Genomic DNA, 15529 nt, shown 5'->3' with positions numbered 1-15529 from the left:
CACCGTTTCTGCATTGCAGTGGCGGCCTGAAATCCTTATCTCGGTCATGAAAACCGTGGCCGGGATAGTGTGATGACAGACCTGAAACTGCTTGCCCTCGATGCTGAAGACCTGACCGTCGTTTCGGCTCATATGCAGGATGCCGTGTTCAAGCCGAAAGATGTGGAATATGCGGCGAAATCCGGCGTATTTTCCATTGCAGCCAATCGCTTCGTCTGGGAAAAAGCCAAGCGCAAAGACAAGAGTTTCGAGCGTCGTCGCGCTGCCTTGACGATCAAGCGGGTTGGGGCTGTCCGATCGCTCGGCTTCGATCGCAGAAGCGGCGAGGAGGTTCTGGCGCTGCTGGCCGTCGAATTCCATAAAAAGGGCGAGGGGCCGGAAGGCGAATTGCGTCTGGTCTGCGCCGGGGGGGCGGCGATTGCGCTTGATGTCGAATGTATCGAAGTTCAGCTTGCCGATCTTGGCGGGGCGTGGGAAACCACATCCAGACCGCGTCATCCGGTAAAGTGATGTCATCGAGTGTTCAGGGTATGTGAGGGTAGAGTGGCGATTTGGCTTGAACAGGCTTCGGACGATTTTGAGGCGCGCTTTGCCGCCTTTCTGACGACCAAGCGCGAAGTGTCGGAAGATGTAAACGTGGTGGTCAAGGCGATCATCGACGATGTCCGCGCGCGCGGCGATCTGGCCCTGGCGGATTATACGAAAAAATTCGACGGTCTCGATTTTTCTGAAACACCGATGCAGGTCAGTCAGGCTGAAATCGACGCCGCTTTCGCCGAGGTTTCGACTGAGGTGCTGGAGGCGTTGAAACTGGCGGCAGAGCGCATCGAGCGCCATCATGCCCGGCAGATGCCGAAGGACGATCTCTATCAGGATGCGCTGGGTGTCACCCTCGGCTCGCGCTGGACGGCAATTGAAGCGGTCGGTCTTTATGTGCCGGGCGGTACGGCAAGCTATCCAAGCTCGGTGCTGATGAATGCCGTTCCGGCGCGTGTGGCGGGCGTGCCGCGCATTGTCATGGTGGTTCCAGCCCTTGCTGGCAAGATCAATCCCACCGTGCTGGCGGCGGCAAAGATCGCCGGGGTCAGCGAAATCTACCGCATCGGCGGGGCGCAGGCCGTGGCCGCGCTTGCCTATGGCACGGATACGATTCAGCCTGTGGCGAAAATCGTCGGCCCGGGCAATGCCTATGTTGCCGCCGCCAAGCGGCAGGTCTTCGGCACGGTCGGCATTGATATGATCGCCGGACCTTCCGAAGTGCTGATCATTGCCGACAAGGACAATGATCCTGACTGGCTGGCCGCCGATCTTCTGGCTCAGGCCGAACATGACCGCGGCGCCCAATCGATCCTTGCGACCGACGATCCGGCGCTGGCGAAAGCGGTCGAGGCCGCTGTCGAGCGGCAATTGCAAAGCCTTGGCCGTTCCGAGACGGCGGCGGCAAGCTGGCGCGATTTCGGCGCGATCATCATCGTCAAACATGTGCAGGATGCCGTGCCGCTGGCCAACCGCATTGCCGCCGAGCATCTGGAACTGGCGGTGGCCGATCCCGATGCGCTGATGGCGGGCATTCGCAATGCCGGATCGATTTTTATCGGCCATCATACGCCGGAAGTGATCGGCGATTATGTCGGCGGCTGCAATCACGTGCTGCCAACGGCGCGCTCGGCGCGGTTTTCCTCCGGGCTTTCTGTGCTGGATTTCGTCAAACGCTCTTCGATCCTCAGGTTGGAGGCAGAGCAGTTGCGCGTTCTTGCACCTGCCGCCATTGCGCTGGCGAAGAGCGAGGGGCTGGATGCCCATGCCCGCTCCGTCGCCATCCGTGTCAATCTCGAAGGATAGGCGATGGCGAAAGGCGATTTCCGGCTCTCCGACGTCGTGCTGGACGACACGATCGGGCGCTCCACGCCCGATGTCGAGCATGAGCGGGCTGTCGCCATTTTCGATCTGATCGAGGAAAACCGTTTCGAGCCCGTTGGTCATGAGGGCGGCCCCTATCATCTGTTTCTGTCTCTGGTGGATGCCAAACTGGTTTTGACCGTGAAGACGGAGACGGGAGCGGATGTCGCCACCCATATTCTGTCGCTGACACCGCTTCGCCGGATCATCAAGGACTATTTCATGATCTGCGAAAGCTATTACGAGGCGATCCGTTCCTCGACGCCAAGCCAGATCGAAGCGATCGACATGGGCCGCCGCGGTATCCACAATGACGGTTCCCAAACCCTGATGGATCGATTGAAAGGCAAGATCGGGCTGGATTTCGATACGGCCAGACGCCTGTTCACGCTGGTCTGCGTGCTCTATTGGCGCGGTTGAGGGGAATGGCGCGATGAGCGAGCCTGCCGACGTTACCCAAAGACTGCGGGACCGACCGTTGCCGCGGTCGGTGTTATTTCTCTGCGGCATGAACGCCATCCGCTCGCCCATGGCTGAGGTGATTGCCCGGCGTCTTCTGCCCTCCGGCATTTATATCGCTTCGGCGGGCGTGCGCCATGGCGAACGCGATCCCTTCGTCGATGCGGTGCTGGACGAAATCGGCCTGTCGCTCGGCAAGCGCCAGCCGCAGGTGCTGGATGATCTGGAAGATGCCTATTTCGACCTGATCGTCACGCTGGCACCAGAAGCCCATCACGCGGCCCTTGAACTGACCCGTTCCTCCTCGGTTGAGGTGGTCTATTGGCCGATGCCCGATCCGACGATTGAGACGGACACCCGCGACCAGCGGCTCGATGCCTATCGCGAGGTGCGCGACCGGTTGACGGCCCTTATCCGGGACGCCTTTCACCCGCCCGGAACCCTGCCTTTGGACGGCATGTGAAACAAATTCCAAAAGCCCGTTCTACAAGGTTCACAAAAGCCCGGCGATTGTGTAGTTTCCGCCCACATTTTGACCGGGGTTTCTCCCCGTTGCAAAGAAACAGATAGAAAGAACCATCCTCAATGGCAAAAGAAGAAGTCCTCGAATTCCCCGGCATTGTCACGGAATTGCTGCCCAATGCGACATTCCGCGTCAAGCTGGAAAACGAACATGAAATCATCGCCCATACGGCAGGTCGTATGCGCAAGAACCGCATCCGTGTTCTGGCCGGCGACAAGGTGCTGGTGGAAATGACCCCTTACGACCTGACCAAGGGCCGCATCACCTATCGCTTCAAGTAAGCGGGCCCGTTTCATGGCGCGCGACAGCAAGCTGATCCTCGCCTCCGGTTCGCCGCGCCGGGTAGAGCTTCTCGCCCAGCTTGGCATCACGCCGGATCGGCTGATGCCGATGGATCTCGACGAGACGCCGCAAAAGGGCGAACTGCCGCGTGCGCTTGCCCGCCGCCTGTCGCAGGACAAGGCCAGGGCAGCTTTCGAAGCGGTGCGGCAGGATCAGGACTGGACAGGGAGCTTCATTCTCGCTGCCGATACGGTGGTGGCCGTCGGTCGGCGCATCCTGCCGAAAACCGAAGGTGAGGATGAGGCGATGCAATGTCTGGACCTGTTGTCCGGGCGCAATCACATGGTGTTCACCGGCGTTTGCCTGATCACGCCGGAAGGAAAGATGCGCCACCGGCTGGTGGAAACGAGAGTGCAGTTCAAGCGCCTCTCCAGGCAGGAGAAAACGGTTTATCTCGCCTCAGAGGAGTGGCGCGGCAAGGCAGGCGGCTATGCCATTCAGGGCTTTGCCGGCGCTTTCGTGCAAAAACTGGTCGGCTCCTATCCCAATGTCGTCGGCCTGCCACTTTATGAAACCATGCTGCTGTTGCAAGGCGAAGGTTTTCGCAACAGGGCGGAAGAAGGAAAGGGCACATGAGCACAGAGGAGACAGCCAGAATAGAACCTTTGCGCAAGCCGCGTCCCTGCCCGGAATGCGCTAAACCGTCTGCGCGTGAACACTATCCTTTCTGTTCGGACCGGTGCCGCACACTTGACCTGTCGCGCTGGCTGAAGGGTTCCTACGCCATTCCCGTCAGCGAGGACGAAACACTGCCGAATGAAGAAAGATAAGACATAGCAGGAGGTTATGGTCTTCTTGCCGGTCTTGTCAAAAAAGTGCCATTTGACGCTGGACATGGCTGAATTAGATGCTATAACCGCCCTCGCTTCCGAGGGAAACAACACCCTCTCGCAGAAATCGACCTTCTAAACAAGCCGATTTCGCCGGATGCCCGGATAGCTCAGTTGGTAGAGCAGCGGATTGAAAATCCGCGTGTCGGTGGTTCAAATCCGCCTCCGGGCACCATTTTTGTTTAGAAAAATCAATGAGATGTGTTGTCGGTGCATTTTGGCAGTGCCAGTGACCAAGGTGTTTGGGTGTGATTCTGGGTGTTACTGGCCCTGTAACGGCCTTCCACAGACCGCATTATTTCATACGGCTATCTTTTGAGTAAGAGATTGCTCTGTTGCAATAAGCGAGGCACCAATTGTCTAACTTGTTTGGGGCGCGCCTGCGTTGCACAGGAAAAAGCTATTGGTAAATGACCATGCACATATTTCTTGTGCTAGAAGGCGAAACTCGCCTCCAAGGGCTAATTTAAACAAGTGGCAGTCTCTAAAGGATAACTAGATGGATTTTATGAACCAGCCGTTCACCGGGCAGCTCGGGAATCGATTGATCGAACTGCTTGATTCACAAGACTATCATACTCTCAACATCGCCGTCGCCTTCGCGAAGAACAGTGGAATTCTCAGAATAAAAGACTGTTTGCAGCGGTTCAGAGATCGGGGCGGAATTGTGAATGTCTTTGTAGGTGTTGATCTTGGAGGAACGTCATATGAGGCCCTAACGGCGCTGCTGCGCTATGCCGATTCTTTGAGCGTCGTACACACTGAGAAGGGACAAACATTTCATGTGAAAATTTACCAGTTTCTAGGAGCGGACAAAGGGCTCGTGGTCGTTGGCTCTCATAACCTGACCGGTGGCGGTCTTTGGACCAACTTCGAAAGCTCAGCATTTATTCAATGGGACAAATCAAACGCTGATAAGGCCGAATTGGAAAAGAGGCTTAGCGACTACATCGGAGAGCTCAACTCGCTCGGTGATTCGATCATGCCGATCAATACACAAGACGACATAGATAAGCTCCTCGAAAATGGTTACGTCGCCAAGGAGGTGTCCGAGCAAATTCGTGTGGCGAAGGCTGCTATGTTGGGTGGGCCTCAGGAGCGTCTATTCGGCAACGGCATAGCGGCAAAGCTGCCAGCGATCGCGAAGCCGCAGGAAGCCGGCAAGGAGATCGATCCTAATGACTCCGAAGCGGCTACTGTAGTTCCTTCATTTGGTGAAGACCGCACTATATGGTTTGAAACACGGAAATTGACAGGAGGATCGCGCAACATCCTCGACCTATCGAAGAAGTCTTTAATTGAGTCTGGGGATCCAGCCGGAACATCCTTCGAATCAGATAAAGAAAACTTTATGCGCGGTGCGGTCGAGTTCTTTGGTTTGGATCCCGAGGATACATCCCAACGTAAGGATATTACCTTAAATTTTGACGGCATTGACTATTACGAGAATACGATACTTTTTCCAGAAGGAGAAAATGCAAATGGAACGTGGCGTCTTCAAATAAAGGGTGTTAGCGCAGGAAACGTGAAAATTACCGACATTTTCAGGTCTAAAGGCGAGGAGGAGAAATTCTTGGTAGGAAAGATCGCATCGTTTACAAGAATTTCTGAGAACTACTACTTTTTGTCTGTTTTTTCAAGCGGCGAAATTGGAAATTTTAGGGCGGCATCACGCATAGTTGGGCGAAATGGTTCGACAAGGTCTGCAAAGTTGCTTGGAGTTATTTAGAAGCGACTTAGCCACTCTTGATGTTTTACTTGTCTGCTGCCGCTAATACCTCCTTTCGCGCCTCCAAATGTAAGGAGCTGAGCTGTGTCGTTGAGGGGTTTTGCTTCGGACACAAACAGCGGTGTGTGATTCATATAGCGAAAGCGGCGTATGAATGAGGCTAAATCGAATCGAAACGCATACCCAGTTGTACTCTGATATGGAGGGTCCACGTAAACGACGGCATCGCTGTGAAGTGGAGCGCTGAGGATAGTGGTGATGTCTTCTTTAGTGCAGGTGACTCCTTTCATGCCATTTGTGAGGGCGCTGATGCGGCGTCGCAGTTCTGCTGGAGACGGCTGCATAGGATTTGCTGGGCTGCGTCGGATGCTTGTTGCTGTCGGCTCCCAATAGTCCCTAAAGCAGGCATTCGCCCAACGCTCCCCATTGCGCCAAATCTGCTTGCCGCCAAAAGAGCAGGCCTGAAGCAATGGATAAAGCTCCGCTTCGTGTTCGATCAGCGGCCGCGCCGATAGCGCTGCCATGTGCGCTTTGATTTCACGTTTATCACTCGGTAAGTCAGCTAGATACTTGTCAAAAACATCAATTTTGAATTCGCCAGAACCTATTGCGGACCAAAAGCATCCCCAGGAACTGACGTCGAGCATGTAAATTCTTGAGGGGTCTACTCCTCGGTTGACCAGCTCGATTGAAATCGCCGCGGATCCGCAGCACAGGTCATAAAACTGCGAGCTCGGTCCTGGGGCTGCATCAAGAAGACGGTCGACTATTTGAGCTGCTACTCGCTGTTTGCCGCCCTGATAAGTGCAGGGCACGCGCAGAGGGTCTTTCATCGGAGTTTCCTCCGGATTAGGATGCGGGCGTAGACACGTCGGCCGCTGATAATACCAACACCTCCTCTATCTTCGGAATGGGCTCTATATGCCACAGACTTAAGTATTTCTGGGGAAACATTGGTGCGAGAATTTCCGTTGGCAAGCATTAATATTTCGAATTGGTCAGGGCTGTACTTGTCTAAAAACGTAATCGGCACACCCATTATCCCGTCGTAGTCAGCAGGTATATTATGCACCTGACCGACTTCAATTGCGTCGTAGTTTTCGTATTTTGGGTAATCCTCAGCGCGGTAGTGACGAGTTAATGCTAAAGGCTTATGCCGTCTCCTAATGTCAAGGTTGGTGAACCAGCGCACACCCTTCACGCGAATAAATCGTCGGCCTTGATCATCCATACCGCAGTTTGCTGCGTTTAACGGGTAATCGTCCGGCACGTAAAATTTGCGATCACCAGAGCGGATCGTCTCACCATACCAGACATAATTGTCTCGAAATAAGGGAAAGACTTCCCTATACGTAGCGGCATTCATGTTTCCAAGGATGATAAATCCCTTTTGATGGTGTGTCAGAAGGCCAATGTATTCTCGGAAAAGGCTGAAGGGTGGATTAGTTACGATTATGTCTGCTTCCTGAAGCAAAGCTCGACATTCATCAGACCGGAAATCGCCGTCGCCATGAAGATGCATAAGGGAGTTTCCAGGCATCGCGAACAAGCTTTCGAGATCCAGGGAACCGTCTGCCTTGACTAAAGGCTCGTCGGGAACCTCAGTCACCTCTGCTTTGTAGGCAGCCGTGGCGTTCTCAAGTGGATATTCTTTTCCGGTGAGCGATGAACCCGCATAGCAAGTAGAAACAAGTTTCGCTAGGCCGAGTTGCTCAAAATTCACAGCGAAGAAGCGAAAAAAAGCTGATTCAAAAGGATCGTCACAGTTGCAAAGTATAGACTTTCCCTTGAGGTGTCCTCTATACATCGAAATTTCTTTGGATATGTCATCGTATTGCGTATAGAATTCATCCTTTTTAAGTAGGAATGCGTTATTGAGTGTCGCGTTTCGTGTTTTGAAAACTGACTTCGGACGCTCAATTTTAATTTCAAACGGCATGGTGCCCTCGCGAACCACCGCCTTGAGAAAGGTATTAACTGCGGCGGACATACTTATACCAATATCGTCGAAGACCTCGCAGGCGCGTCTCTTGAGGTCTTCATCGATGCGAATCGTCGTGGTCGGTTTAGTTGTCATACCCCACACTCTTTGAGCGGACTGCGAGTTGACACAATCCGAAATGAAATACAACGTAGCACAACAAGAAAATCGTCGGCACTTGCGTTCACCGCTGGCTCGAACTCGAGTTAGCTGGCCTACTCGAGCACCAAACACATCTTCGGGCTATCCAGCTAGCTTTTTAGATTTCTGTCTGAAACCTCGGTGGTTTTGAGCACAAGCTTCGCCTCCTTCTCGCCTGACGATTCTTTCACCCACTGCCAAGGCGAACGCGGCTTGTGCGACTTCGCCAGCTCCGGGTACTTCTTCGGGTCGCGAACAGCATCACGCAGGCGTTCTCGTGCCTCCTTCGGGTCGATCTTCAATTCAGCGCACAGCGCCTTGAGGGTGATGATTTCGGGGGCCTTGTCGGTCATGATCGTCTCCTTCGGTTCAAGACGATCTTTTCATTAAGACAAGGTCTGAGCGGCTGTCAGGGAAAATCCCGCGCCGTTCGGATCATCCGAGTTCGGACAGGAGCCTGTCGAGTAGCGCCGTCGGACTGTTGCCCATAGCCTCCGCCAGCGCCGCAAACTCCAGCACGTCTATCCGCCGTTCCGCGCCTTCGACCTTGGCCACATAGGACTGTGGTTTGCCGAGCCGGTCGGCCACCTGCTGCTGGGTCAATTGAGCAGCGCGCCGTGTCTCTATAAGGAGTTCGACGAGACGCTGGTACTCAGGTGTGTGGGTGGATTTGGTCACGCGCTCCGACGTCCAATAAATTCCGGAGCAAGTGGAATAATCCCGATTTAGAATTATCCCATTTTGGGATAGTGTGCTGCATATTCTTGATGGAGTGCAGCAATGGAACTTCTGACGTCAAGCTATGCGCCGTTTATCGGCATCGCCGCTTTTGCCGCTGGCGCGTTCTTGTCCGTCGAATGGCAAGGCCGCATTCGCCCGCTGCTCATCCGGCGTACCGAAATCGAGAGTCTGGCCGATGAACTGATCGACAATCACGGGGATCGTGCCGAAGAAATGGCATTCATCGAAGAGGATCGCGCTTGGCGCTACTCACAAAACTTCGAACAAGGCAAATGGCGGCGAGTGCGCAAAGAGCTTGAACGTCGCAGCCGTCTTTAACTGACCGGAAGACCGTGCGGACTATGCGCACGCGGCCGCGTTATACGTCAGTGCCGGAAACATCGCCGTGTCGCTCACTGGCGAGCCAGTACGCGCTGTTGGTACATTACTCAGTGTTCGACATGCCTCAACGATCAACGGCCCTCAGAGGTCAAAATCAGCGATTTCCGCGACAGCATTTCGCCCAATTGACACCCAGGAGACGTGCTGGTCCTGTCCCATCAAGCCGTCACCCTTGTATTCATTGGTAAAGTCGCCTGGTCCGGCGGGCCGACAGATTGATAAAACATCCCAGTGTCGGTCCGCTGGGTGCCGAAACATCTCAATCAGTATGGCGATATCGAAACACGGCCTTCGCTATGCAGCCACAGGTATGGGGGAGGTCGTTTTTTATTTATGACATCGCTTGTCGCGGATCAGGAGGCATATCGACTGCCAAGGTTTGAGACCCGTAGCCGCGTCTTGATCAATCGCAGGACTGGCCGAAATGAAGGCTGCCAAGAATGCCAAGGTTGCCAGCATTTTCTTGGCAATGTTGGTGAATGAAGAATGCCATGATGAACACCAGAAAAATTGGCATCCTTGGCATTCTTCATTAGCTGGACACCTGTGGTTACGTGCCGTCAGGCAAAGACCACACCCACTCCTTCCCTCTTTTCCTCGCTATGACACCGATTTCCTCTCGTGCCCTGTCCAACGTACGTTTTGATATTTGGCGGCCTTCTGCCTTTTTCAGAAGCTCTGTTGCTGATTGAGATCGATCTTTGAGTTCTGCCTTCAAAAAGTCCTTGGCTTCATCCATTGCCGATTTGCGACCTCCTTCCTCTCCCACCATCAAATCATCAACAGTGATGTGGCTGGGACCGATCCAGTTCAAAACTGGCATTGCGTCCTCGTTTTCTTTCTTCAACTCGTAAGCCCAACTCTGGCCACGCTCGGCGATATTATGTTTGACATGCAGCATAAGCCGTTGGTCAGGATAATCGGGATGAACCGTTACAAGAAAAGCAGAGCGCGCCGCGCCGATGACGTCCATCGATCCCATGCCCTGATAAATCGCCTTATCCCGTTTCGTTTTGGTAAGATGGCGTACAAGCAGGATAGCCGTACCGCTTTCCTCGGCGATTTCCTTCAATTCCGATAGCAGCGCTCGGATGACATTGGGGCGATACATGTCCTTATCGCTACCGACATAGGCGAATAGTGGGTCAATGATGATGAGCGCTGGTGGCTTACGTCTGACCTCGGCAAACAAAGCTGTTAATCCAGCTTCGTCCAGTGCGGTGTAATCCCCCTGAATACGAATGCGCCTCGGATCGCCACCCATTGCATCAATTCGCGGACGAATGGTATAGGCAGGATCATCCTCAGCGCTGATATAGAGAACGCGACCTTTCTTGACTTTGGGTACACCGGGAAGGCTGCCACCAATCGATATTTGCGCGGCGATGTGCATGGCGAGGAAGGACTTCCCGATGCCCGGATCGCCCTCCATCACGGTTATCATGCCGTAAGGAATAATCGGTGGCATCAGCCACGACACCTCTCTCGCCTCGACGGATGACAGGTCAACAAACGCTTCTTTCTTTTTCTTGATCATTTCCTGCCCTCCATTTTGCCGATGACACGGAAAATCTCATCATTGAGCCTATTGGCGTCCCGCCCGTATTTGTCGATGAAGTATGGGTTCTGCCAAAGCACCGAGCCGATTTCATCTGATGTCGCCCCGGCCTCATGCAGCCCCACGATCATGTGGTAAACCTGCGCGGACCGATCAGGCTCATAGGCTTTTTTGCTGCGAATGAGGGTGCGCACTTTCGGATGCAGTGATTTGAAATAACGCTTCAACACCGCATTACGGTCATGAGTGGTGGGATCGACATCGATAGCGGGCAACGCCGTAGGCACCGAATACCGAATGCCTTCCAATGTTTGTGGTCGCGAAGCAATTGCACACCAGTCGCATATGGTGATTTTGACGAACGGTTCGTCATACTGAGGCTTGTGGTTCACCGAGCCGGGAATGCGGAGCATCTTGGTCGCAGACCAGCCGTTTTTGTCGCCGCCGTGCCGATAGGCAAGCGACTTGGAGAACTGCTCAGCCTCGTTGGCTCTGTATATCTTGTCCCACTGCCAAAGCGCCTGATAGCGCCGGGGCGAGGTTTTCCAGACCAAGCTCGGGCGAGGGGCGTAGGCGTGAGGGTCGCTTTCATCCATATCGCACCAGCCGAACGGCGTCGGGAGCGCATATTGCTGCTTACGACGAGGTTCGGAAAATGGGTTTGGGCAGAAATATTGATCATAATCCCTGCGAGGATGATGATGCAGCAGATTGGGAACATCCGATAGAAGATCCGAATGCCCAATAGCATGGTCGGTCCATTTTCCTGTGGTCACCTTCTTGAAGCCGAGGAACGTATAGCTGCCATAGGTAAAATCACTCCAGACATCCCGTAAAAAAAGACGCTGGCTGCGAATGACATCTTCATCGTTTTCGAGATTGCGAAATACGTTCGCCCCGCTTTGGGAATATTTCCGGGTTTTATAGATTGCCATGTTCTTGACCTTGGGAGTGCCCAGCAATGCACGCAGATATCCGCTCACACCGAGACGAGCGTGCTGTTGCCAATGAATTTTCAGGAGGATGCGGGCGCTATGCCCGGTGATCAGAAATCGGCATAGACGTGCCGCTTGCGTTCTTCGGCACGGGCTTCGAGCCAATCATCGACTTCGGCTTTCAGCCACGCAACCGTAGTGCCTGCCATACGGATACGGCGAGGAAAACGACCAGCAAGCTCCCAGCGCAATAAGCTGGAATTGCTGACGGTGATGCCAAGGGCTTTCAAATCGTCCCGTGAGAGCAAAACCTTGGCATGGTGTGACACGCTTTTGCGTGCCGTTGTATGTTCATTCATTTCAGACCTCCATTCTTAAGAGGCCATCTATTTATCCGATAAAATTCAGCCCCGCTCGGGCGTTATATCCGTGGTTTTGGTCCCAATCGGATTTTCGCAGGCGATACCGAGACCGTTCAAATCATCGAATATGCGCTTTAGGCGCTCGGCTTTCGGGGAGTCGCCATGGAACAGCCCTTCAAGATCAGCCATGTCCTGCTCTGTCACCGGGATATCGTCGATTGCTCTGCGCAACCAATCTTCTGTGCTTGTCATCGACGTCATGGCCTTTGCAAAGTCAGGGGCGTATTTCTTGGCAAGACCGCGGAATGATGGTTCGGCTTCAGCCAGCTTTGCGTCCCACTCAACTTGTATCTCTTGTTTTTGCACACTCTTAAGAAAACGCATCATCTGGTCTCGGTCAGCTTTCAGCGCCTCGGCAATGATAGGAAAGAGAAGAACAGGATTGTGTGTGGATTTCTGTCCTTGCTTGTTTTCGTCGCCAAATAGTGCAGCTCTTGCTCGGGCGAGTCGCGTTACGTCTTTGGTTTTTCCCTTCTCAATCGGGTTCGCAATAATTATCCCCAACAACAAAAGGTCGATCATACGGTCACGCGAGCGTTGTTTTTGTTCGTCTCGCGGCAATCGTGACTGAAGGGATTTCGGAGGCATTGAAAAACTTTCCAAGTTTCCAGCGGATATACATAGGGGAAAGTCGGAAACTTTCTGTCCCCATGCGTACGTGCATCTTATTGGGCGCTAATCGATAATACAGCTTCCTTACCCCTCACGAGTAGGCGACGGTCTCGGCACCTGTCGATACATGGCGAATAGGCGGGGCCTTGGGCGCGGTAAGTTTTTCGACATAATCGCCCCATATCTGCAATGCCTCGTGTTTTTCGTCTAAATACGCGTGGCGATTGTAGATGGAAGCCACACCGGAGACTATCCCGGATTTGTGGTTCAGCACAGCTTCGATGATGTGCGGTTGCACCTTCAGGATCGCCATATTGGTTGCGACAGTACGGCGGACATCATGAAACCGCCAATTCTCGGCATCCATCCCAACGAACGTGTCGAGACGATCCTTGAAACGACCGAAGCCGGAAATCGGTGTTTTGCCGGTTGAGGTAAAGACATATTCCGAATTAAGAAAACGCGGGATAGACCGCAGAATGTCGAGTGCCTGACGAGACAGCGGCACGATATGTGCAGAGCCGTTTTTCGTGCGCTCGGCTTTGAGCGTCAACGTTCCACGATGCATATCTATTTCCGACCATCGCATGGAGGCGATCTCATCACGGCGTTGTCCGGTCAGCAACAGCAGCTTACCGAATTGCTCGAAGGGATAACCTTCGGCCTCGCATCCCTTCCAATAGGCGATAATTTCGTCATCGGTCAGAACACGGTCACGCGACTCCTCCTTGATAGGCGGCTTCAGACCGACTACAGGCGAGTTTTCGACAATGCCCTGATCGACGCACCAAGAATAGAGTTTCTTGATCGCAGCCAGCCCACGGTTCGCCCGCGTGCCTTTGCCTCCCTTTGCACCGATATCGCTTATCAGACGTTCAAGTTCACGCGTCACGTCGCCACGCTTGATGGCATTGATCGGCATCACGTGAAGGCCGTTCATACGCATCAAAATGCTCTCGGTTCCTTTCCAGTCTTTGGTCTGCCGCTGGGCGTATCGTGTGATAAACTGAGGTATGACATCGCCAAGTGTCAAAACCGGCGGTTCTGGCTCAATGTCGCGTTGCTGGAACGTGCCCAATTGAATGTCGCGCAGGATCATTTGCGCTTGTTCACGCGCATCCTTTAGCGACAGAACTGGATAGGTTCCGAGTTTGATGCGGCGCGATACGCCATCAACCCGGGTTGCCAGATACCAGACCTTTCCGCCCGCGTTCGATACGCGGATATGTAGGCCAGTGACCAATTCGTCACGGACCTCATACCGCTTGCCTTCAGCGGGAGGGAGATTGTCGAGAAGTTTGGGTGTGAGTTTTTTTCGCATAACGCAACAATAAGATTGCAACGTCCGCGTGTCAGGGTACTATTTGAATAGCTTCGAAATAGTGCGCAATATGGTAGTCAACCAAGATATGTTCTTTTCTGTTATACAAAACTGGAATGAAGTGCCTCCCGATGCCAAAAATCAAGCTTTCTTGGTGGTAGATCGCTGGGATGACTGGTTTAAGTACCAAACAATGTTCACTCTTTGGGTGTTTGATGAAAACGCAGAGCAACATCATCTGGGTTCTGTGAAGATCGGTCAAATAGGCCTAAAGCCATCAGGGGCTGGTGTTGAATTAGGACCAGGAGTCCGGTCGCCTGATTTAGAGAAAAAGTTTGACGCTCTAGACGATCGTTTTTTTTCTTTGGGACAAGAAGAAGATTATTATGAAACTCTAAGCGGTCTCAGTGCTACAATGCGGCAACGTATATTGATTGGTCTAAGAGACTGTGCTTATGATTTGAATATATTCGAATCCGTCCGAGATGAACCAGTTATGACTACATCGGTTCTTCGAAGTACGAGTGTCTCCAGCGTACGCGGTCGACTACACCGATTAGCTAACGGAGACGCGACACTCACCGAGTTTAAATTCAACTATATTTTTCCTTCGCAATCAGAAGAAGTGGAGCCACCAAAAATACGATTTGAAGTGGTCCCTGAATCTCGTCCTCCGACTAATGTGCACGTGCTGATCGGGCGAAATGGTGTTGGTAAGACTAGATGTATGCGGGGTATCAGTCTCGCGCTATTAAAGCGGGAACCAGAAAATGATGATGATGCCATTGGAAGAATTGTTGAAGACGCAAACGAAGGCGAAGAGTGGTCGTTCACTGGACTGGTAATAGTTTCCTTTAGCGCATTCGACGACGTGCAGCTTCGGCCATTACCATCAGACCCTATTCGGTCTGCCCAAGTCGGCCTACTTCAGTGGAAAACTGATGAAGACGGGGAGGAGTATTTAACTCGAAAGACCCCTAATGATCTGGCCAATGATTTTAAGTCAAGTTTTTCTATATGTCGAAGAGGTTTACGATCAGACCGTTGGGCAGCGGCTGTAAAAACGCTGGAAGGAGACGATCTTTTCGCCGAGGCAAACGTATCTTCTCTTCTGGAACTCGGGGATGATGTCTGGCAAGAAGAGGCATTTCGCCTTTTTAGACGCCTCAGTTCAGGGCATGCAATTGTTCTATTAACAGTAACTAAACTTGTCGAACTTGTAGATGAACGGACTTTGGTACTGCTCGATGAACCAGAAGGCCACCTTCATCCACCTCTACTATCTGCGTTTATCCGGGCGCTTTCTGATTTGTTAGTAAAAAGGAATGGGGTTGCAATCGTTGCTACCCATTCGCCTGTCGTTCTACAGGAGGTGCCTCGCTCCTGCGCTTGGAAACTTCGTCGCTCTGGCGCAGTGTCGATAGCAGAGCGACCCGTAGTTGAAACCTTCGGTGAAAATGTAGGCGTCTTAACACGAGAGGTCTTTGGCTTCGAGATCACGAAGTCTGGCTTTCATAGGATGCTTGACGAAGCCGTAAACTTTAGAGGGCTGGACTACGATGCGGCAATTGATTTCTTCGCTGGACAAGTGGGAGCGGAAGCTCGCGGTGTGATCCGAGCCTTGGTCGCCGAGCGGGATGCTGAGGCGTGATGTG

Annotated in this window: 19 protein-coding genes and 1 tRNA gene; 11 read left to right on the top strand and 9 right to left on the bottom strand. The window is 53.0% G+C overall.

Translation table 11 applies throughout. The features are described 5' to 3' along the window. Window positions 1-72: 72 nt before the first annotated feature. From NAC44_RS03770 to NAC44_RS03730, 9 genes are all read left to right on the top strand, one after another. On the top strand, window positions 73-510 hold the full coding sequence (locus tag NAC44_RS03770) for a DUF2948 family protein (protein ID WP_250937898.1): 438 nt from the start codon (window positions 73-75) through the stop codon (window positions 508-510). Between the two features lie 33 nt (window positions 511-543). Next, window positions 544-1842 carry a histidinol dehydrogenase gene (gene hisD, locus NAC44_RS03765; RefSeq protein ID WP_250937896.1) on the top strand — a complete coding sequence of 433 codons (1299 nt, stop codon included), beginning with the start codon at window positions 544-546 and terminating at the stop codon, window positions 1840-1842. 3 nt (window positions 1843-1845) lie between these two features. Then, the gene (locus NAC44_RS03760) at window positions 1846-2319 is read left to right on the top strand and encodes a UPF0262 family protein (RefSeq protein WP_250937895.1); all 474 of its coding nucleotides are present in this window, start codon (window positions 1846-1848) and stop codon (window positions 2317-2319) included. A gap of 13 nt (window positions 2320-2332) precedes the next feature. Continuing rightward, a complete protein-coding gene (locus NAC44_RS03755) occupies window positions 2333-2821 on the top strand; it encodes an arsenate-mycothiol transferase ArsC (RefSeq protein WP_250937893.1) in 489 nt (162 codons plus the stop codon). A 122-nt stretch (window positions 2822-2943) separates the two neighbouring features. Next, the gene (gene infA / locus NAC44_RS03750; RefSeq protein ID WP_007759621.1) at window positions 2944-3162 is read left to right on the top strand and encodes a translation initiation factor IF-1; all 219 of its coding nucleotides are present in this window, start codon (window positions 2944-2946) and stop codon (window positions 3160-3162) included. Between the two features lie 13 nt (window positions 3163-3175). Next, window positions 3176-3799 (top strand): Maf-like protein, encoded by a 624-nt coding sequence (locus tag NAC44_RS03745; protein ID WP_250937892.1) that lies wholly within the window; start codon window positions 3176-3178, stop codon window positions 3797-3799. Next, window positions 3796-3993, top strand: a complete 198-nt coding sequence (gene yacG, locus NAC44_RS03740; RefSeq protein ID WP_250937890.1) for a DNA gyrase inhibitor YacG — start codon at window positions 3796-3798, stop codon at window positions 3991-3993. The genes NAC44_RS03745 and yacG overlap by 4 nt, the downstream gene beginning before the upstream one ends. Window positions 3994-4152: 159 nt before the next feature. Beyond that, a tRNA-Phe gene (locus NAC44_RS03735) sits at window positions 4153-4228 on the top strand. Window positions 4229-4552: 324 nt separating this feature from the next. Continuing rightward, window positions 4553-5782 (top strand): phospholipase D family protein, encoded by a 1230-nt coding sequence (locus NAC44_RS03730; RefSeq protein WP_250937889.1) that lies wholly within the window; start codon window positions 4553-4555, stop codon window positions 5780-5782. On the opposite strand, the gene NAC44_RS03725 is transcribed toward NAC44_RS03730, so the two are convergent. The 4 genes from NAC44_RS03725 to NAC44_RS03710 form a co-directional block, all read right to left on the bottom strand. Continuing rightward, a complete protein-coding gene (locus NAC44_RS03725) occupies window positions 5779-6615 on the bottom strand; it encodes a DNA adenine methylase (RefSeq protein WP_250937887.1) in 837 nt (278 codons plus the stop codon). The two genes, NAC44_RS03730 and NAC44_RS03725, sit on opposite strands and share 4 nt — an antisense overlap. After that, the gene (locus NAC44_RS03720; RefSeq protein ID WP_250937885.1) at window positions 6612-7859 is read right to left on the bottom strand and encodes a type II toxin-antitoxin system RelB/DinJ family antitoxin; all 1248 of its coding nucleotides are present in this window, start codon (window positions 7857-7859) and stop codon (window positions 6612-6614) included. Before NAC44_RS03720 ends, NAC44_RS03725 begins: the two co-directional genes overlap by 4 nt. A 155-nt stretch (window positions 7860-8014) precedes the next feature. Continuing rightward, window positions 8015-8257, bottom strand: a complete 243-nt coding sequence (locus NAC44_RS03715) for a hypothetical protein (protein WP_250937884.1) — start codon at window positions 8255-8257, stop codon at window positions 8015-8017. Between the two features lie 82 nt (window positions 8258-8339). Next, window positions 8340-8582, bottom strand: a complete 243-nt coding sequence (locus tag NAC44_RS03710; protein WP_250937882.1) for a helix-turn-helix domain-containing protein — start codon at window positions 8580-8582, stop codon at window positions 8340-8342. Between the two features lie 102 nt (window positions 8583-8684). Here NAC44_RS03710 and NAC44_RS03705 point away from each other — a divergent pair, with 102 nt between their 5' ends. Next, window positions 8685-8963: a hypothetical protein gene (locus tag NAC44_RS03705; protein ID WP_250937876.1), complete on the top strand. Its 279-nt coding sequence runs from the start codon at window positions 8685-8687 to the stop codon at window positions 8961-8963. A 613-nt stretch (window positions 8964-9576) separates the two neighbouring features. Here NAC44_RS03705 and NAC44_RS03700 read toward each other — a convergent pair. From NAC44_RS03700 to NAC44_RS03680, 5 genes are all read right to left on the bottom strand, one after another. After that, complete coding sequence (locus tag NAC44_RS03700) at window positions 9577-10563, bottom strand: AAA family ATPase (RefSeq protein WP_250937874.1); 987 nt, start codon at window positions 10561-10563, stop codon at window positions 9577-9579. Beyond that, a complete protein-coding gene (locus NAC44_RS21325) occupies window positions 10560-11567 on the bottom strand; it encodes a DNA-primase RepB domain-containing protein (RefSeq protein ID WP_250937872.1) in 1008 nt (335 codons plus the stop codon). Before NAC44_RS21325 ends, NAC44_RS03700 begins: the two co-directional genes overlap by 4 nt. Before the next feature lie 62 nt (window positions 11568-11629). Further along, window positions 11630-11878, bottom strand: a complete 249-nt coding sequence (locus tag NAC44_RS03690) for a helix-turn-helix transcriptional regulator (protein ID WP_250937871.1) — start codon at window positions 11876-11878, stop codon at window positions 11630-11632. Between the two features lie 45 nt (window positions 11879-11923). After that, window positions 11924-12463 carry a hypothetical protein gene (locus NAC44_RS03685; protein ID WP_250937869.1) on the bottom strand — a complete coding sequence of 180 codons (540 nt, stop codon included), beginning with the start codon at window positions 12461-12463 and terminating at the stop codon, window positions 11924-11926. A gap of 181 nt (window positions 12464-12644) precedes the next feature. Continuing rightward, on the bottom strand, window positions 12645-13874 hold the full coding sequence (locus NAC44_RS03680) for a tyrosine-type recombinase/integrase (RefSeq protein ID WP_250937867.1): 1230 nt from the start codon (window positions 13872-13874) through the stop codon (window positions 12645-12647). 70 nt (window positions 13875-13944) lie between these two features. Here NAC44_RS03680 and NAC44_RS03675 point away from each other — a divergent pair, with 70 nt between their 5' ends. After that, window positions 13945-15525 carry an AAA family ATPase gene (locus NAC44_RS03675; protein WP_250937865.1) on the top strand — a complete coding sequence of 527 codons (1581 nt, stop codon included), beginning with the start codon at window positions 13945-13947 and terminating at the stop codon, window positions 15523-15525. The last annotated feature ends 4 nt before the right edge of the window (window positions 15526-15529 follow it).

Source organism: Allorhizobium sonneratiae (assembly GCF_023700755.1).
Classification (GTDB): Bacteria; Pseudomonadota; Alphaproteobacteria; order Rhizobiales; family Rhizobiaceae; genus Allorhizobium; species Allorhizobium sonneratiae.
This window is presented reverse-complemented; position numbering and strand designations above follow the sequence as displayed.

Excerpts from the sequence above, each read along its gene's own strand:
- NAC44_RS03755 (WP_250937893.1), top strand. The coding sequence starts at position 2,333 with ATGAGCGAGCCTGCCGACGTTACCCAAAGACTGCGGGACCGACCGTTG.
- NAC44_RS03680 (WP_250937867.1), bottom strand. The coding sequence starts at position 13,874 with ATGCGAAAAAAACTCACACCCAAACTTCTCGACAATCTCCCTCCCGCT.
- NAC44_RS03690 (WP_250937871.1), bottom strand. The coding sequence starts at position 11,878 with ATGAATGAACATACAACGGCACGCAAAAGCGTGTCACACCATGCCAAG.
- NAC44_RS03685 (WP_250937869.1), bottom strand. The coding sequence starts at position 12,463 with ATGATCGACCTTTTGTTGTTGGGGATAATTATTGCGAACCCGATTGAG.
- NAC44_RS03770 (WP_250937898.1), top strand. The coding sequence starts at position 73 with ATGACAGACCTGAAACTGCTTGCCCTCGATGCTGAAGACCTGACCGTC.
- yacG (WP_250937890.1), top strand. The coding sequence starts at position 3,796 with ATGAGCACAGAGGAGACAGCCAGAATAGAACCTTTGCGCAAGCCGCGT.
- NAC44_RS03730 (WP_250937889.1), top strand. The coding sequence starts at position 4,553 with ATGGATTTTATGAACCAGCCGTTCACCGGGCAGCTCGGGAATCGATTG.
- infA (WP_007759621.1), top strand. The coding sequence starts at position 2,944 with ATGGCAAAAGAAGAAGTCCTCGAATTCCCCGGCATTGTCACGGAATTG.
- NAC44_RS03675 (WP_250937865.1), top strand. The coding sequence starts at position 13,945 with ATGGTAGTCAACCAAGATATGTTCTTTTCTGTTATACAAAACTGGAAT.
- NAC44_RS03705 (WP_250937876.1), top strand. The coding sequence starts at position 8,685 with ATGGAACTTCTGACGTCAAGCTATGCGCCGTTTATCGGCATCGCCGCT.
- NAC44_RS03760 (WP_250937895.1), top strand. The coding sequence starts at position 1,846 with ATGGCGAAAGGCGATTTCCGGCTCTCCGACGTCGTGCTGGACGACACG.
- NAC44_RS03720 (WP_250937885.1), bottom strand. The coding sequence starts at position 7,859 with ATGACAACTAAACCGACCACGACGATTCGCATCGATGAAGACCTCAAG.
- NAC44_RS03745 (WP_250937892.1), top strand. The coding sequence starts at position 3,176 with ATGGCGCGCGACAGCAAGCTGATCCTCGCCTCCGGTTCGCCGCGCCGG.
- NAC44_RS03700 (WP_250937874.1), bottom strand. The coding sequence starts at position 10,563 with ATGATCAAGAAAAAGAAAGAAGCGTTTGTTGACCTGTCATCCGTCGAG.
- NAC44_RS03715 (WP_250937884.1), bottom strand. The coding sequence starts at position 8,257 with ATGACCGACAAGGCCCCCGAAATCATCACCCTCAAGGCGCTGTGCGCT.
- NAC44_RS03725 (WP_250937887.1), bottom strand. The coding sequence starts at position 6,615 with ATGAAAGACCCTCTGCGCGTGCCCTGCACTTATCAGGGCGGCAAACAG.